At 34.9% G+C, this 16,466-nt stretch carries 16 protein-coding genes and 1 pseudogene; 15 read left to right on the top strand and 2 right to left on the bottom strand.

Going from position 1 to position 16,466, the window contains the following annotated elements; translation table 11 throughout:
* Window positions 1–3 precede the first annotated feature (3 nt).
* The 10 genes from Q8X41_RS20005 (at window position 4) to Q8X41_RS20050 (ending at window position 9,176) form a co-directional block, all read left to right on the top strand.
* A complete protein-coding gene (locus tag Q8X41_RS20005) occupies window positions 4–1,035 on the top strand; it encodes a branched-chain amino acid ABC transporter permease (protein ID WP_397538009.1) in 1,032 nt (343 codons plus the stop codon).
* The gene (locus Q8X41_RS20010; RefSeq protein ID WP_397538011.1) at window positions 1,032–2,057 is read left to right on the top strand and encodes a 3-oxoacyl-ACP synthase; all 1,026 of its coding nucleotides are present in this window, start codon (window positions 1,032–1,034) and stop codon (window positions 2,055–2,057) included. The genes Q8X41_RS20005 and Q8X41_RS20010 overlap by 4 nt, the downstream gene beginning before the upstream one ends.
* On the top strand, window positions 2,054–2,950 hold the full coding sequence (locus Q8X41_RS20015) for an alpha/beta fold hydrolase (protein ID WP_397538012.1): 897 nt from the start codon (window positions 2,054–2,056) through the stop codon (window positions 2,948–2,950). The genes Q8X41_RS20010 and Q8X41_RS20015 overlap by 4 nt, the downstream gene beginning before the upstream one ends.
* A gap of 13 nt (window positions 2,951–2,963) precedes the next feature.
* The gene (gene fabG, locus Q8X41_RS20020) at window positions 2,964–3,704 is read left to right on the top strand and encodes a 3-oxoacyl-ACP reductase FabG (protein WP_397538013.1); all 741 of its coding nucleotides are present in this window, start codon (window positions 2,964–2,966) and stop codon (window positions 3,702–3,704) included.
* 11 nt (window positions 3,705–3,715) lie between these two features.
* Complete coding sequence (locus tag Q8X41_RS20025) at window positions 3,716–5,185, top strand: class I adenylate-forming enzyme family protein (RefSeq protein ID WP_397538014.1); 1,470 nt, start codon at window positions 3,716–3,718, stop codon at window positions 5,183–5,185.
* A 368-nt stretch (window positions 5,186–5,553) separates the two neighbouring features.
* On the top strand, window positions 5,554–6,147 hold the full coding sequence (locus tag Q8X41_RS20030) for a sigma-70 family RNA polymerase sigma factor (protein WP_397540311.1): 594 nt from the start codon (window positions 5,554–5,556) through the stop codon (window positions 6,145–6,147).
* 24 nt (window positions 6,148–6,171) lie between these two features.
* The gene (locus Q8X41_RS20035) at window positions 6,172–6,453 is read left to right on the top strand and encodes a helix-turn-helix domain-containing protein (RefSeq protein ID WP_397538015.1); all 282 of its coding nucleotides are present in this window, start codon (window positions 6,172–6,174) and stop codon (window positions 6,451–6,453) included.
* Window positions 6,450–6,599, top strand: a complete 150-nt coding sequence (locus tag Q8X41_RS20040; RefSeq protein ID WP_397538016.1) for a YvrJ family protein — start codon at window positions 6,450–6,452, stop codon at window positions 6,597–6,599. Before Q8X41_RS20035 ends, Q8X41_RS20040 begins: the two co-directional genes overlap by 4 nt.
* A gap of 457 nt (window positions 6,600–7,056) precedes the next feature.
* Window positions 7,057–7,569, top strand: a complete 513-nt coding sequence (locus Q8X41_RS20045) for a GNAT family N-acetyltransferase (protein WP_397538017.1) — start codon at window positions 7,057–7,059, stop codon at window positions 7,567–7,569.
* 374 nt (window positions 7,570–7,943) lie between these two features.
* Window positions 7,944–9,176 carry a M20 family metallopeptidase gene (locus Q8X41_RS20050; RefSeq protein ID WP_397538018.1) on the top strand — a complete coding sequence of 411 codons (1,233 nt, stop codon included), beginning with the start codon at window positions 7,944–7,946 and terminating at the stop codon, window positions 9,174–9,176.
* 276 nt (window positions 9,177–9,452) lie between these two features.
* Here Q8X41_RS20050 and Q8X41_RS20055 read toward each other — a convergent pair.
* Window positions 9,453–9,530 (bottom strand): annotated as a pseudogene (locus tag Q8X41_RS20055) (hypothetical protein); the annotation flags it as partial.
* Between the two features lie 350 nt (window positions 9,531–9,880).
* On the opposite strand from Q8X41_RS20055, the gene Q8X41_RS20060 reads away from it, so the two are divergent.
* From Q8X41_RS20060 to nspC, 5 genes are all read left to right on the top strand, one after another.
* Window positions 9,881–10,225 (top strand): DoxX family protein, encoded by a 345-nt coding sequence (locus tag Q8X41_RS20060; RefSeq protein ID WP_397538019.1) that lies wholly within the window; start codon window positions 9,881–9,883, stop codon window positions 10,223–10,225.
* 188 nt (window positions 10,226–10,413) lie between these two features.
* Window positions 10,414–11,652: a D-serine ammonia-lyase gene (locus Q8X41_RS20065; protein ID WP_397538020.1), complete on the top strand. Its 1,239-nt coding sequence runs from the start codon at window positions 10,414–10,416 to the stop codon at window positions 11,650–11,652.
* A 380-nt stretch (window positions 11,653–12,032) separates the two neighbouring features.
* Window positions 12,033–12,200: a hypothetical protein gene (locus Q8X41_RS20070; RefSeq protein WP_397538021.1), complete on the top strand. Its 168-nt coding sequence runs from the start codon at window positions 12,033–12,035 to the stop codon at window positions 12,198–12,200.
* Window positions 12,201–13,099: 899 nt separating this feature from the next.
* Window positions 13,100–14,299 carry a saccharopine dehydrogenase family protein gene (locus tag Q8X41_RS20075; protein ID WP_397538022.1) on the top strand — a complete coding sequence of 400 codons (1,200 nt, stop codon included), beginning with the start codon at window positions 13,100–13,102 and terminating at the stop codon, window positions 14,297–14,299.
* Between the two features lies 1 nt (window position 14,300).
* Entirely contained in the window at window positions 14,301–15,428 is a 1,128-nt protein-coding gene (nspC, locus tag Q8X41_RS20080) for a carboxynorspermidine decarboxylase (RefSeq protein ID WP_397538023.1), read from the top strand.
* A gap of 212 nt (window positions 15,429–15,640) precedes the next feature.
* On the opposite strand, the gene Q8X41_RS20085 is transcribed toward nspC, so the two are convergent.
* On the bottom strand, window positions 15,641–16,450 hold the full coding sequence (locus Q8X41_RS20085; RefSeq protein WP_397538024.1) for a YitT family protein: 810 nt from the start codon (window positions 16,448–16,450) through the stop codon (window positions 15,641–15,643).
* Window positions 16,451–16,466 lie beyond the last annotated feature (16 nt).

Raw genomic sequence — 16,466 nt, forward strand, 5'->3', positions numbered from 1 at the left:
AAAATGAAGTTGGAAAAATTCTATTCTATTAAAAATATAATATTTTTGATAATTCTTTTAGCGTTGATCCTCTTTCCTTATATTGCAGATTCTAGAACACTAACAATATTAATGACCCAAGTATTTATCTTCAGTATTTTAGCGATGAGTTATGATATTTTACTTGGCTATACCGGAATTGTGTCATTTGGTCATGCAATGTTTTTTGGAATCGGTGCCTATACTACAGCAATTATGCTTAGTACATATGACAACACAATGACAATTTTCCTTATATCTATACTAATCGGCGTGTTTTTTGCAGGTATTGTTAGTTTCCTGGTAGGTTTATTGACACTTCGTTTAAAGAGTCATTTCTTCGCTATGCTGACATTGGCCATATCAGGATTGTTTTTAGTGCTAGCCGAAAAATGGCGTACTGTCACAAAAGGGAATGATGGTTTTACATTTAGAGCTCCAGATGCATTTAGAGATCGCATTTTCTTCTACTTTTTCGTCTTAGTTTGTTTAGTAGTGGTGTTCCTTGTACTTCGAAGGTTTGTATCTTCTCCTTTAGGAAAAGTGTTGATCGCAGTTCGTGAAAATGAACAACGGACCAGATCGTTAGGTTTTAAAACACTAAACTACAAAGTAATTGCTTCAGTAGTAGCTGGTGTGACTGCCAGTTTATCAGGATCACTTTATGCGATTTCTCTTCGCTTCGTCAATACAAGCGTGATGTCAATGGATATTACATTAGATGCACTGTTAATGACCATCATTGGAGGCGTTGGTACTCTAGTTGGGCCAATCATCGGAAGTTTCGTGATTGAAATTGCTCAACATTATTTATCAGGTCTTGCAAAAGATTATCCAATTTTTGAACGTTGGATTATTTTCTTTGGATTACTCTATATCCTTGCTGTAATTTTCTTCCCCAAAGGTATTGTAGGTACAATCTATTCGAAATATTTGACTTGGAAGACAAAAAAAGTGAAACACAAACAGCAGCCACCATCCGTACCATTGGCGAACGATAAGGAGCGATTCGAATGAATGTTGGGATTGTCAGTACAGGAATCTATTTACCAAATTATCGCATGACAGCAGAAGAGATTAGTCGACAATCCAATGTTCCAGTCGATATTGTGCAAACAAAATTAGGAATTATTGAAAAGACGATTGCAGGGCCAGAAGATCACACAGTCCAAATGGCTATATGGGCTGCGAAAAAGGCATTAGAAAAAGCGAATCAATCTCCCAGGGAAATTGATGTCATTATTTATATAGGCGAGGAACATAAGGAATATCCATTATGGACCGCAGCAATTAAAATTCAGGAAGAAATTGGTGCGTCAAATGCCTGGGCATTTGACATACAGCTTCGATGTGGAACGACCATCATGGCGATGAAGGTTGCTAAGAGTTTGATGTTAGCAGACGATGAAATTCATACAATCTTACTGGCAGGTGGTTATCGCAATCATGATTTCATAGATTATACAAATGACCGCACACGTTTTATGTATAACTTAGGGGCTGGCGGTGGGGCAATGATATTGCGAAAAGGAGTGAAGGAAAATATCGTACTTGAGTGCGATGTAATCACAGATGGCTCATTTTCTGAGGATGTAGTTGTACCTGTTGGCGGAACAAAGCAACCGTTAACACCAGAATTATTACAATCAGGTGCATATCGATTAAATGTGACAGACCCTGAGGGGATGAAAGCACGCCTTGAACAAAAATCATTAAGTAACTTTTTAAAGGTAATTCGCCAATCTTTAGCGAAAAGTGGCTATGACGAATCCAAATTATCCTACCTTGCCATGCTACATATGAAAAAATCAGCGCATGATTATGTACTCCATTCGCTAGGGTTAAAAGAATCTCAATCAGTTTATCTTTCACATTACGGGCATATTGGCCAAATCGATCAAATATTATCATTAGAATTAGCATTAGAAGCAAGTAAGATAAAAAATGGTGACATCGTGACACTTGTTAGTGCTGGAATTGGTTATGCATGGGGAGCAGTAACGATTCAATGGGGAAAACAAGAGGGGGAGATTGTATGACAAATCATCAAGAAGTATTAAAGAAAGTACAGTTAACAAATGGAGAAACAATTGCATATCGTGAAAGAGCAGGTGGCGAGGAAATTCTCATCCTAGTCCATGGTAATATGACATCTTCAAAACATTGGGATGTATTGATGGATGCATTGAATGAAAGATTTACTATTCTAGCACCCGATTTAAGAGGGTTTGGGCAATCTTCTTATAATAAGCGGGTATCACATATAAGTGACTTTAGTGAGGATTTAAAGCTTTGGGTTGATGCATTAGGTTTAAAAGATTTTACTTTAATGGGTTGGTCTACTGGAGGTGCTGTTGCTATGCAATTCAGCGCAGATTACCCCGGTATATGCCATAAACTTATCCTACTAGCATCAGCTTCTACAAGGGGTTACGCATTTTATGATTCGAATCTTGACGGTACACCGAATCTAACCAAAAGACTCCTAACTTTAGAAGAAGTAGAAAATGATACCACTAAAACATTACCAATGCAAAATCTATATGATACTGAGAACCGTGAAGGGTTAAAAGCTGTATGGAATGCGCTTATTTATTCGCATAACCAACCTAGTGAAGCGCAATATGAAGCGTATATTGATGACATGCTAACACAACGTAATCTTGCGGATGTTTATCATGTGTTAAATACATTTAATATTAGTACAATTCATAATGAAGTGAGCAGTGGACAAAACGAAGTGACCAAAATTCAAATACCTACTCTTGTTCTCTATGGTGAACGTGATTATGTTGTAGCGGAAAGTATGACAAAAGAGATTATCGAAGATTTTGAAGGGCGTGCTAAAGTTGTGAAACTGAAAAATTGTGGCCATTCACCATTAATCGATGATCTACCACAATTACTTGGAGTACTTGAACAATTTATATAAAGGGGGAATCGAGATGAGATTAGAAAATAAGGTGGCTATTATTACAGGAGGAGCGAGTGGAATCGGATTAGCTGCCGTTAAACGTTTTGCGCAAGAAGGTGCAACTGTCATCATTGCTGATTTTAACAACGAAGCTGGTAAAAAAATTGAAGCAGAACTAATTGAAGAAAACTACCATGTAGCTTTTTATCCAATTAATGTTGCAGAGCCGGGTAGTGTCAACACTGTCGTTAAAAAAGTTCTCGAACAATATAACAAGATTGATATTTTAGTGAATAATGCAGGGATAACCAATGATGCGATGCTTTCGAAAATGACGTCAGAGCAATTTGATCAAGTCATCGATGTAAATTTAAAAGGCGTATTTAATTGTACGCAAGCTGTTGTTCCTTCTATGGTGGCACAAGGCTTTGGGAAAATTATTAATACTTCATCGGTTAGTGGTGTTTATGGTAATGTAGGTCAAACAAATTATGCTGCCACAAAAGCTGCTATTGTTGGGATGACGAAAACCTGGGCGAAAGAACTTGGCAGAAAAGGAATTAATGTCAATGCAGTTGCACCCGGTTTTACTAGAACTCCGATGGTAGAGAAAATGCCTGAAAAAATATTAGAGAAAATGGAATCAATTGTCTCCCTTCAGCGATTAGCTGTTCCAGAAGATATCGCGAATGCTTATCTATTTTTAGCTTCAGATGAAGCGAGTTATATCACAGGTCATGTATTACATGTAGATGGTGGGATCATGATGTAAGGGGGAAGAACATGCAAACTGAGCAATCATGGATATTAAATAGAGCTTCCATCACTCCCGATAAAACATCATTGGTCGATTTTGCAACTGCTAGAAGTTGGACCTATCAACAATTAGCAGATGAAGTGAAAAAATGGGCAAAATTTTTGGGGAACAATGGATTACAAAAGGGCGATCGAGTTGCAATCATTGCTGAAAATAGGATTGATTTATTTGCCATTCTTTTTGCTTGCGGAATAGGGGGCTACATTTATGTCCCCTTAAACTGGCGATTAAGCCAGCCAGAACTTAACTATATTTTGCAAGATTGTACACCCTCACTACTATTATATGAATATCAATTTGTTACGCTTGCAGCGAACAATACGCAAATAAAATCATATTCAATTACACTGAATCTTCAAGTTGATGATGAAGATTTACCGAAAAGTGACTGGAATTCTAATGATGCATGGTTGTTGATCTACACAGGAGGGACCACTGGCAAACCCAAGGGAGTTGTATTATCCTACGATTCGATAAATTGGAATGCCTTTAATACAATCATTAGTTGGGATCTTGGAAGTGATGATTGCACATTGAATTATATGCCCTTATTTCATACTGGAGGGCTTAATGCCTTATCCATTCCAATCCTTATGGCTGGAGGAACTGTTGTCATTGGAAGAAAGTTTAATCCTCATGAAGCGATTCAAGCTCTTAATGATTATCAGACAACCATATCCTTATTTGTCCCAACAATGTATCAAATGATGATTGAAACAGATGAATTCAAAAATTCAACTTTTCCAACAATAAAAGTTTTTATATCAGGCGGTGCCCCATGCCCAATCACGGTACATGAAGCATTCTTAAGAAGGGGATTACGATTTAAAGAGGGCTATGGATTAACAGAAGCTGGACCAAATAATTTCGTCATTCAACCTGAAGAAGCAGCAAAAAAGCTAGGATCCGTTGGTAAATGTATGCAATTCAATCTCATAAAGATTCTAACTTCAAGTGGAAGAGAATGTAGAAGTAATGAGGTAGGGGAACTATATATAAAAGGAAAGCATATGTTCAGTGGATATTGGAATAACTCTGTGGAAACTGCTAAAACCATTGTCAACGGATGGCTTCGTACTGGGGATTTAGCAAAGATGGATCAAGATGGAGATATTTTTATCGTAGGACGTGTAAAAGAAATGATCATTTCGGGTGGGGAAAATGTCTATCCTCAAGAAGTTGAACAATGCATTATCACACATTCAAAAGTAAAAGAGGTAGCCGTTATAGGAATTCCTGATCATCATTTAGGTGAAATTGTTACGGCCTTTATCGTAGCTGATGATGCATTTCATGACGAAGAAGAAATTCAAGCCCTTTGTAGAGAATTTCTTGGGGGGTATAAAATTCCTCGACGTATACACTTCGTATCAGAACTACCAAAAACGCATGTTGGGAAAATTGATAAAAAGAAATTGCAAAGATTTGATAAGTAAACGACCTGTATATAATCAGGTCGTTTTTTTGTTTAGAAAATGAGGTGTAAAACGCGTTTTTCGAGTAGAAAAACAGTAGTTATTTAGGGATTTAAGCAGCCGAAATCAATTTACACAAAAATATTTTTAATAATATTGCATGTTTTTGAAAAAAACTACTAAAATATTATTAAAACAAGTTTTGAATATTTTGTTAAAGGTTGTTATTTTTATTCCAAAATCTTCTTTTATTTAATAAAAATTCAAGAATATTTATTAATGTAATACAAAAGGATTAAACAGTATCCACATATCAGTTTTGTGATATTAGGAAAATATATTCATTTAATCGAAATTGCTTAACTACGTTTAAGGGGGGATTAAAGTTGGTGAATGAAAAAGAGTGTTGCAAATTCCTTGAATTCATACAAGATAATGAAGAGTTTTTAAATAATCCAGTTATTAAAGATTTTTTATCCGAAAAAGCGAATTATCAATTGTTGAAACAGTCCATTTGTCATCCAACTTTTCAAAATAAAGAACTGTTAGATCAAGCGTTTCGAGGATTTTATTTTAATATTCGATTTACGGCATATATCTCTTCAACACTTTACTTTCATGCAATAAATTTGGATAAAAAAATTAGTAAAGTGAATTATCGTTTTCCGTTAACACTAGATAAACCAGTAAAAGAAGATTCAGAAATGTCTCTAAAAGACTTTGCAATCTATCACGAAGATTTTGAATTAAAATCCGATAACATTCTAGATTATATAACAGATCCTAGTATTTATAAGGCATTGCAGAGATTAACATCCAACCAAAGAAATATACTTTACCTTGTTTATATAAAAGGATGGACAGACTCAGAAGTTGGAAGCTATTTAAAAAAGTCACAGCAAGCCGTATCAAAGTCTCGCAATAAAGCAATAAAGAAACTTAGAAGAGATTTGAATTTATCTTCGGAAAATTGTATTTTATAATTCGATTTTGAAGGGGGGATTTTAATGGTTGAAACTTTATATCAGTTGGCAATTGATTCAAAACATGACACTGAAGCAGTTGAAAAGGTATTAAAGGCTTTCAAACCCAAAATAAAAAAAACCCTACAACAAACTAGTTTTCAAAACAGAGATGATCTAGAACAAGAACTCCAACTCAAATTAGTTAATATCATAAAAATGTACGATTTAGAAGAAATCGATGGATTTTGGGGATTTTACGAAAGAGAAAATGATCGAATTAATGGCTGTAAGCAATCACTTAATAGAAACGAGGTGAGAAAATGACTCCTACAGAATTTCCACTTTGGGTAAGTTTACTTGGTAATTTTGGATTTCCAATAGCAATTACTGTATATCTATTTCTCCGTTTTGAAAAGAAATTCGAGAAGTTGGAAGATGTAATCATGAATTTGAAAAATAATAAAAGATAAATGATTGGAATTTACAGAATTTTCTTTATTGTTAGATTGGACAATCAATCGCATCTAATAAAATTATGCTCGAGGGAATCCAGTGTTTTTCCAGATTATAGGTGGGGGAATGCTGGATTTACTGTATGTTAAGTATGCAGTCATTTATGATCATAATTTATATGATTGAATCTCTTATTTAAATAATTGTTCAGATTATTCAAGAGTGTTTTAGTGAAATTAGTTGATATATATTTAATCCGATTAACTGTTTATACATGTGGCTGATAAACAAGTTAAGGGTTAATAAGGCTCTGTTCGTATAATTTGTTGCAGTGTAAGACATACATGGTTTATTTCACTAGGGTAGGGAAGGTTAGAAAAAGTAGAATTAAAAATTAGATTTTTAGAGGTTTTTATATCTTTACTATTGAAATAAAGATAAATGGATGAATATTGTTAGATAGGAGAGAGTGAAATGGATATAAAAACAAAAAGGCTAATGATACGTAAATTAAAATTAGAAGACTGGCAAGATGTCTATGAGTACACATCAAATGGTAATGTTATGAAATATATACCTGAAGGCGTTTTTACCGAAAAAGATGCCAAGGAATTTGTTAATGAAAATAGTGGTGAAAATGCTGAGAAGTTTGCTGTGGTATTGAAGGATGGGAAAATTGTCATTGGTCACATCGCATTTTTTAAGTATTTTGGTGAACATACTTATGAAATTGGGTGGGTGTTTAATCCGAAATATTATAATAATGGATACGCTTCAGAAGCAGCTCAAGCCGTATTAGAATATGGTTTTAAAAAGTTGAAATTACATAGGATTATTGCAACATGTCAACCCCAGAATATACCTTCCTATCGAGTTATGGAGAAGATTGGAATGAGAAGAGAAGGCTATTTCAAAAAATGTATTCCAAATGGAACTGAATGGTGGGATGAGTATTATTATGCTGTATTAGAAGAGGAGTGGGAATGAGTTTTTGTGGAAGAATACACAAGTAAACCACCTCAAATAGTACGTTCCTTCTGGATGTATGTATGAGTTTTTTTAAGGAATTAGTAAGTGCCGGATGATATAAATTATATAAATACTTACTATAAACCAGCGTCTTTTCATGTATATGTGAAGAAATGCTGGTTTTTCTATTCAAAGCTTGATTAAACAATATCGAAGTAGAAAGGTGTACAAAGGAATATTAAGCTTAAAACTTATAGACACTATGTTAATTTTTTACGGTTAAGTATTAACATAGTGTCTACTTAAATGAGAGTGTTTATAAAATATAATTTATTTATGGAATTTTATGAATTCTACGTTTTTTATTAATTATAAATAAGGGAGAGAAGCGCATGGAAATTCAAGCAATTAACGAAACGTATTTAAGAGATAAAAAGGCAGTTATTAATTTGACGAAAAAACTTGTGCAAATTCCTAGTGTTTACAGAGAAAATGATCCGGAAGGCAACGAAACAAAAGTTGCAATGTTTGTTGCAGCGTATTTAGAAAATATCGGTATCGAAACTTATGTGGAAGAAGTGGTACCAGGAAGGCCAAACGTGATTGGGGTTATTGACTCAGGTAAACCAGGGAAAACTCTCCTTTTTGAAGGCCATACAGATGTGGTAACGGAAGGAAATAGAGAGGCATGGACATATGATCCTTTTAGCGCAGAAATTGTTGATGGACGAATGTATGGTAGAGGTACAAATGATACAAAAGGTAATTTAGCATGCATGATTACAGCAGTACAATCGCTACTACTAGATAAAGAAGTTTTTAATGGAAAAATAATTCTTTGCATCCCTGTTGATGAAGAGGGTTTAATGCTTGGTATTAAGCATTTTATCAAACAAGGATGGGCGGATGGCGTAGATGGTGCCATTATATGTGAACCTGCAGAAAATAAAATTTGTATAGCACAGCGTGGCGCGATTCGTCTTCAAGTCGATGTCTTTGGCAAGATGGCTCATGGGGCCATGTCTTGGAGCGGGATTAATCCAAACTGGAGAATGGCTAGACTGATTGTGGAGCTGGAAAAACTAGAGAAAGAAGAGCAACAAAGATTAGGTGAAGATCCATTTTTGAAATGGCCTTCTATTACACCAACCATTCTTAAAGCGCCTGTTAAAGGAGATGCGCAAATTAATGTCATACCAGATCATTGTATGATGACACTGGATATTCGAACTATACCTGCTCAAGATCATGATGAATTGCTTGGCAAAATCAATACGATTATCGAAAAACTAAAGAAGGATGATCCGGATTTCAAAGTAAAATTAACGGTTTTAGATAATCGTCCTGCAACCAGCACTTCAAAAGAAGACCCTGTTGTCCAAGCAACTTATGAAGCTGTCAGAAATGTAACAGGATCAGAACCCATGTATAATGGTGTACCTGGAGCAACGGATGGGACATTCCTTTATATGCATGAGGTTCCAATTGTTACGATAGGAGCAGGAGACAGAGATATTCCACATCAAATAAATGAGTATGTAGATATTGAAGAGTTGGCTGTTACGACAGCAATTTATAGAGAAGCAGCGTTACACTTTTTAAATAGTGGAGGCGGTGATGAATAAATGAAAAATGGCCTTAAACCAGGAGATGGTATAGGAATTGAAATGATGGATGAGTAACTAAGAGTATTGGATGTATTACAAGAAATTGGTCCAGACCTCGAAATAGAAAAGAATTGTTTACATGGAGTTCGGATAATTATCTTCATCAAAGAAAAATGATGCCAGATGATACTCTCCAAATTCTCCAATCCATTGTTGAGATCCTGTTTGGAGCTACTTGGGATGCAAAGTGTATTAGATGATAATGAAATAACCCAATAAAGTTAGACAAATAATTTATGCAGCTTCAAGGACCTGAGTTCGGTATTCTACCAGACTTAGGTCTTTTAATTTAGCCTCCATTCGTTTGTGATTGTAAGAGTGGCATAGTCCTTAAGTTATCGTTAGAAAATATCAAATTCCTGTAGATAAAGGAGCGCAGACCTTACTAATCTAAAAAAAACTCTATTCCTGCGTTATCTATACAGAGTAAATTAATAAACTATCTAGTATTTGAATATTAGGTAGTTTTTTTACGTCAATTAATGTCTCCTTTAATTGCACGAAAACTCTTGTAAAGGCTTTAAAGTAACCGCTTTTATAGAGGGTGAATATGCTGTATATAGGTAGCAAAATCAACAGAAATGATGATAGGTCATTTTAAGATGAGGTTGCCTTAATTGTTGAAATAACGATTGTGAATAACAAGTAGGGAGGTGAAAATGATGGATATTTTCATATGGATTTTACAGGGGTTATTAGCTTTAGTCTTTGTATATGCAGGACTTGGTAAAATTTTCGGCTCGACAAGCCATAAGAACACATTCACTCATTTGAAATTACCACAATGGTTTAGAGTTATTACTGGGTTAGTGGAAACTGTAGCAGTTGCCTTTTTAATAGTAGGTTATTGGTATCAAGAATATGTTTTTTGGGGTGCAGTATTGATTACTGCAGTGGGAATTGGTGGCGCCATCTCTCATATTCGTGTAAACGATTCAGGAAAAGCTTTAGCACCCATTGCAATATTAGGATTGTTGGGGTTAGTTTTGGCAAGTATCTCATTCTAGAATGATTGTATGTACTTTTTTGATACATTTATGATCAAATAACTATTTAAAAAGAGAGATGATTAGTGATTAAAGCTATTCTAAATAAATCCAGCATTTCTTCATAAATTAGAAGAAATGCTGGATTTTTCTTGTGTTTTTTCATAGAGTATAATGAAAAGAACGCTAAAAGAAAGTAGGAGATGGGAATGGATTTAGCACCTTTTAAAGAACTAATTGAAAGACTACAAACTAGGCAATCGATACTTTGGCAAAATCCGAAGAAATCAACTAATTATCAAATTGACTCACAACTTATCGATGATGCAGAAGAGAGGTTAAATCGCTTTGCACCCTATTTTCAAAAGGTATTTCCTGAAACGAAAATAAATAAGGGAAGAATTGAATCTCCATTACAGTACATTCAGCAAATGCAGGAGAAACTAGGAGTAGCCGGAAAACTTTACTTAAAAAGAGATGATGCTTTACCAATTAGCGGCTCTATTAAGGCACGTGGAGGGATTCATGAAGTGCTTTATGCTGCGGAGAAAATTGCGATGGAGCACCAGCTTGTAACGAAAGATGATGATTACGCTATTTTTACGTCGGAGCGCGTTAAAGATTTGTTGAGTAAATATACAATTGTGGTGGGTTCCACAGGTAATTTAGGATTGAGTATCGGGATCATGAGTGCAACGCTTGGGTTTAAGGTCACGGTTCATATGTCGCATGATGCGAAAGAGTGGAAGAAGCAGCTTTTAAGGAAAATGGCTGTAACAGTTGTTGAACATAGTGGAGATTTTAGCTTAGCTGTTGATAAAGGGAGAGCAGAGGCGCTTGCAGATCCGAATAGTTATTTTATTGATGACGAGAATTCAAAACAACTATTCGGTGGTTATGCAGTTGCAGGGAGAAGATTGAAGCATCAACTTAAAACAGAAGGGATTGTGGTGGACGCAAATCACCCTCTTTATGTATATATTCCATGTGGAGTTGGTGGCGGACCAGGTGGAGTTACCTATGGTCTGAAGGAAAGTTTTGGCGAATACGTACATTGTTATTTTGCTGAGCCAACGGAATCACCTTGCATGCTCTTAGGAATGGCAACAGGTCTACACGATCAAATTTCTGTAAAGGATATCGGATTATCCAATCGAACGATTGCTGACGGGTTAGCAGTAGGTCGCCCATCCTCATTCGTAGGAAAACAGTTGGAACCTTTATTAGATGGTATTATGACGATTTCAGATGAACAATTATCTCATTTTGTTCGTGAGTTATATAAGGCTGAACAAATTATCGTTGAGCCATCTGCAACTGCAGGATTTATCGGATTAAAACAATTACCTGAAGCGGCTCAAAATCCGAATGCTACACATATTGTTTGGGCAACTGGGGGAAGTATGGTGCCGAAAGAGGAACAGGAAAAAAATATTTTAGGTTTCTAATAGTCAAAAATCCAAATAATTAAACACAATTAAGATTTCTAATTTCTAATTGAAATTAGGGCTTAAGAAAAGGGCTCCTCAAAAGGGGCCTTTTTAATTTGTTACAAATTATTGGACAAATTAGTTCGAAATAATAAAGAACTGTTACAACAAAGTAAAAATAAGGATAAAATTTTTAATTTCTAAAAAAATCTACACATTTTGTTCACAAAACAGACATATAGGTGTAAAATAGAATTAATAAAACGTAATTTTCTATGTTCTTTTTATAAGATAATGCAAATTAGATTTACAAAGTCGCATTTTTTTGTTATGCAATACCAAAAACTTTTTATGAAATGAAAGTTAAAACTGCTACTGAAAAGGAAGGAGTAATGGAAATGTTAAAATTTGTAATGGCTACGATTATTTTTATTGTTCTAGGCAATCTGATTAATACGACGCTCCCAATGCAATATTCAATGTTAATGTTATTAGCGTTGCCTGTTTTGTATTTTGTTATTTACCACAAAATCTTTAATATTCGAGTTTTGAGAGCAGAGTATTAATCGTTATAGTAGAAAAATTGATATCAAGGATTTCTTAATCTTTGCAAAGAGGACGCTAAAACATTTATACTGCCTTAAAAAGAGAGTTATTTCTTGATAATTATTGAGAAATGGCTCGTTTTTTGTTTTCACGGTGATTCATTTTTTCCATTTAGAGAAATGCGGAACAAACGTAAAAATCAAAAAATAACATATTATCAACTCAAGAATATCGAATTATTTTCAATTTTCCCTATTGATAATTTGGTTATTAGTTGATATTATGATTGAGTTATGAATTTTGGAAAGCTGATATACAAACTATCGGGGTTTTCCAAGCAGATGATTTTGACCATTTTCCTTTTGGAGAGTTAAGGCAACGGTGTGCCGGGTCAAATGCCGATTGGCAACTTTTTCGTTGCCTTATTGATTGAGTTAGAAGCTCAAATTTTATAAGTTGGTTACTTTACAACCAGTGCAAGCGCACATCAACTTGTGAAACGGTCAATAAGAGTGGTAAAAGTAATTGTTTGCTATATAGACTCTGATCCTAATATGATATATTTGAATAGTAAAGAGCTTTCAGCCGTAAAATCATGATATTTTATGGTTAAAGGATACATATGTAATAATACTTGTACATTTTCTTTCTATTTGTCTTTATATCAAAAGCAAGTGATGCGCGATATGCGTTATGCACTTGCTTTTTTTATTGGAAAGCGAAAAACGCCCGTTTATCTCAGTATAGAACTGAAATGACAGAATCTATATCGTGGGATAAGCGTGAAAAGCCGCATTGATTTGTTTTTTTGTTGTGTCAATGAATGTTTTCTTGGAAAGAATTAATCTGGAGCAACTTTGATTGCTGAAAAGATACCAAGAAATGCTTTGTAAAAAATATATTGTTAGGAGCGATAATGATGGGAAAAGCACTTATTATTGGTTGTGGAGGAGTGGCTTCTGTTGCCATTCATAAAGCTGTTCAAAACAGTGAAGTATTCGAAGAGATTTGTATTGCAAGCCGTACAAAATCAAAATGTGATGCTTTAAAAGCAAAGTTAGATGGACAAGGTACTAAAATTACGACTGCACAAGTTGATGCAGATAACGTAGATGAATTGATCGCGTTAATTGAAGAAGTAAAACCAGATATCGTAATGAACTTGGCATTACCATATCAAGATTTAACAATCATGGATGCTTGTCTAGCTACAAAAACAAACTATCTAGACACTGCAAACTATGAACCAGAAGATACTGCAAAATTTGAATATAGCTGGCAATGGGCTTACCGTGAAAAATTTGAAGAAGCTGGTATTACAGCACTTCTAGGTAGCGGCTTTGATCCAGGTGTAACAAGTGTATTTTCTGCTTATGCTCTAAAACATGAATTTGATGAAATAGAATACATTGATATTCTTGACTGTAACGCAGGTGACCATGGATATCCATTTGCTACAAACTTCAACCCAGAAATTAATATCCGCGAAGTTTCTGCAAACGGTAGCTATTGGGAAAATGGTGAATGGGTAGAAACTGAACCAATGGAAATCAAACGTCAGTATAACTTCCCAGAAGTTGGCGAAAAAGATATGTACTTATTACACCATGAAGAAATCGAATCTCTTGCTTTAAATATTCCTGGAATTAAACGAATTCGTTTCTTCATGACATTTGGTGAAAGCTACCTAACTCACTTGAAATGCCTTGAAAATGTTGGTATGACTTCTATTGAACCAATTGAATATGAAGGAAAACAAATTATTCCACTTCAATTCTTAAAAGCTGTATTACCAGACCCTGCTTCACTTGGTCCACGCACAAAAGGTAAAACAAACATCGGCTGTATCTTCCGTGGTAAAAAAGACGGCAAAGATAAAACTTATTATGTTTACAATGTATGTGACCATGAAGAATGCTATAAAGAAGTTGGCTCACAAGCCGTTTCTTACACTACAGGTGTACCTGCTATGATTGGCGCTATGATGTTAATGACAGGAACTTGGGATAAAAAAGGCGTTTACAATATTGAAGAATTCGATCCAGATCCATTCATGGATGCCTTAAACAAATGGGGACTTCCTTGGAAAGAAAGCTTCAATCCGGAGTTAGTAGACTAAGATGAAATTTAGTGAAATTCCAACTCCAAGTTTTGTAGTAGATGAATCATTACTTGAGAAGAATCTCCAAATTCTAAAAGGTGTTATGGATCGAACAGGATGCAAGATTCTACTCGCTCAAAAAGCATTTTCAATGTATGAAATGTATCCAATGATTGGTGAGTACTTGAGTGGTACTGCCGGTAGTGGTTTATACGAAGCAAAGCTTGGATATGAAGAAATGGGTAAAGAAAATCATGTCTTTTCACCAGCTTATCGTGAAGATGAAATCGACGAGATTATCGAATTATGTGATCATATCGTTTTCAATTCCTTTTCACAGGTCGAAAAGTACCGCGATAAAGTATTAAGTGCTGGGAAAAGTATAGGTTTACGTATCAATCCAGAATGCTCGACACAAGAAGGTCATGAAATTTATGATCCATGTGCCATAGGTTCTCGATTCGGTGTGACATTAAATCAATTCCGTCCTGAATTACTTGAAGGTGTTTCAGGATTTCATTTCCATACACTGTGCGAGCAAAATTCTGATGATTTAGCAACAACGCTTGACGCGATTGAAGAAAAGTTCGGACCATGGCTTTCTCAAATGGCATGGATTAACTTTGGCGGCGGTCATCATATTACAAGAGAAGATTACGATATTTCTTTACTGGAAGAATGTATAACAAGAATTCAGAAAAAATATGATGTAGAAGTTTATCTAGAACCTGGCGAAGCAATTGCATTGAATGCTGGTGTCCTAGTAACTTCAGTACTTGATACACTGAAAAATAGTATCGATATTGCAATTGTAGATACTTCCGCATGCTGTCATATGCCAGATGTGTTAGAGATGCCGTATCGTCCACCTCTATTCGGTTCAGGAGAAAAAGGGGAAAAATCATATACGTATCGTCTTGGTGGTCCAACATGTCTAACAGGCGATATCATTGGAGATTATTCCTTTGATCAACCATTGAAAAATGGCGACCGTCTCGTATTTGGTGACATGGCGATTTATACAATGGTAAAAACAAATACGTTCAACGGAATGGCGCTACCGAATCTTATGATTAAAGATAAAAATGGAGATTGTCGTATTCTTCATCAATTTAATTATGAAGATTTTAAGGGTAGACTTTCATAAGAACTAATAAAAGAGTTAACGAAAATTATTTTTCGTTAACTCTTTTCTGCATCATATGTGGATATGTAATAACCATGTTTTAAAAAGAGTAAGTGAAAAATGTAGATTTTTGAATGCAAAAAAAATAGAGTATTTTTATACTCTATTTTTTACTTAATTTATCAGGTATTATGTTAATCGTTTTCTTCAATCAATTGAAGATTGAAATACTATTATCCCCGGTCAAACATACCGATCACTTCTTTTGTCTCCGTAATATTGACAAAAGCGCGAGGATCCACTTCATGAATGATATTTTTAACATCTGAAAGTTGATAACGTGTAATGACCGTAATTAGAACTTTTCTGTTCTCTCCAGTATATGCACCTTCGCCGTCCATAATTGTAATACCTCGATAGAGAGTTGTAAGAAGCTGCTTCTTCATATCATCACCTTTAGAAGTAATAATCATAAGTGTTAGTTTGATGTTATTTGTATGAATCATATCAATCGCTTTGCCAGATGCGTAGATGGATAATAACGTTAGTAAAGCAGCATCCCAGCTAAATACAAAACCTGAGATCAAAACAACAACAGCATTCATAGAAGAAATTATAGCACCAAGTGGAAAATCTCTTTTTTTTGCTAACAGCATAGCAATAATATCGAATCCTCCAGAAGATCCTGAGGCACGGAAGATAATTCCAACACCAACACCTGCTAGAACGCCACCAAAAAGCGACCCTAAAATAGGTTCATCTGATATGTCGTAAACAGGAATTACATATAGACTAACTGAAAGTACAATGACTGACAAAATCGTGTAACCAATAAATCGTTTTCCTAATTTTAATAATCCTATTATAAGTAAAGGTAGGTTTAATAAGAAGTTTAACACACCTGTATTTAAAGGAGTGACAATACCTAGAATTATTGCAATGCCACTTAATCCACCGCTTAGAATTTTATGCGGTATTAGAAAAAAATTAAAAGCAAACCCAACTAAAACAGAACCAATTATGATGGTAATAATATTGCGCATTTTTACTCTCCCAACT

This window comes from Rummeliibacillus pycnus, assembly GCF_044359855.1.
GTDB classification, from domain to species: Bacteria; Bacillota; Bacilli; order Bacillales_A; family Planococcaceae; genus Rummeliibacillus; species Rummeliibacillus pycnus_A.

Excerpts from the sequence above, each read along its gene's own strand:
- Q8X41_RS20005 (WP_397538009.1), top strand. The coding sequence starts at position 4 with ATGAAGTTGGAAAAATTCTATTCTATTAAAAATATAATATTTTTGATA.
- Q8X41_RS20010 (WP_397538011.1), top strand. The coding sequence starts at position 1,032 with ATGAATGTTGGGATTGTCAGTACAGGAATCTATTTACCAAATTATCGC.
- Q8X41_RS20015 (WP_397538012.1), top strand. The coding sequence starts at position 2,054 with ATGACAAATCATCAAGAAGTATTAAAGAAAGTACAGTTAACAAATGGA.
- fabG (WP_397538013.1), top strand. The coding sequence starts at position 2,964 with ATGAGATTAGAAAATAAGGTGGCTATTATTACAGGAGGAGCGAGTGGA.
- Q8X41_RS20025 (WP_397538014.1), top strand. The coding sequence starts at position 3,716 with ATGCAAACTGAGCAATCATGGATATTAAATAGAGCTTCCATCACTCCC.
- Q8X41_RS20035 (WP_397538015.1), top strand. The coding sequence starts at position 6,172 with ATGGTTGAAACTTTATATCAGTTGGCAATTGATTCAAAACATGACACT.
- Q8X41_RS20040 (WP_397538016.1), top strand. The coding sequence starts at position 6,450 with ATGACTCCTACAGAATTTCCACTTTGGGTAAGTTTACTTGGTAATTTT.
- Q8X41_RS20045 (WP_397538017.1), top strand. The coding sequence starts at position 7,057 with ATGGATATAAAAACAAAAAGGCTAATGATACGTAAATTAAAATTAGAA.
- Q8X41_RS20050 (WP_397538018.1), top strand. The coding sequence starts at position 7,944 with ATGGAAATTCAAGCAATTAACGAAACGTATTTAAGAGATAAAAAGGCA.
- Q8X41_RS20060 (WP_397538019.1), top strand. The coding sequence starts at position 9,881 with ATGGATATTTTCATATGGATTTTACAGGGGTTATTAGCTTTAGTCTTT.
- Q8X41_RS20065 (WP_397538020.1), top strand. The coding sequence starts at position 10,414 with ATGGATTTAGCACCTTTTAAAGAACTAATTGAAAGACTACAAACTAGG.
- Q8X41_RS20070 (WP_397538021.1), top strand. The coding sequence starts at position 12,033 with ATGTTAAAATTTGTAATGGCTACGATTATTTTTATTGTTCTAGGCAAT.
- Q8X41_RS20075 (WP_397538022.1), top strand. The coding sequence starts at position 13,100 with ATGGGAAAAGCACTTATTATTGGTTGTGGAGGAGTGGCTTCTGTTGCC.
- nspC (WP_397538023.1), top strand. The coding sequence starts at position 14,301 with ATGAAATTTAGTGAAATTCCAACTCCAAGTTTTGTAGTAGATGAATCA.
- Q8X41_RS20085 (WP_397538024.1), bottom strand. The coding sequence starts at position 16,450 with ATGCGCAATATTATTACCATCATAATTGGTTCTGTTTTAGTTGGGTTT.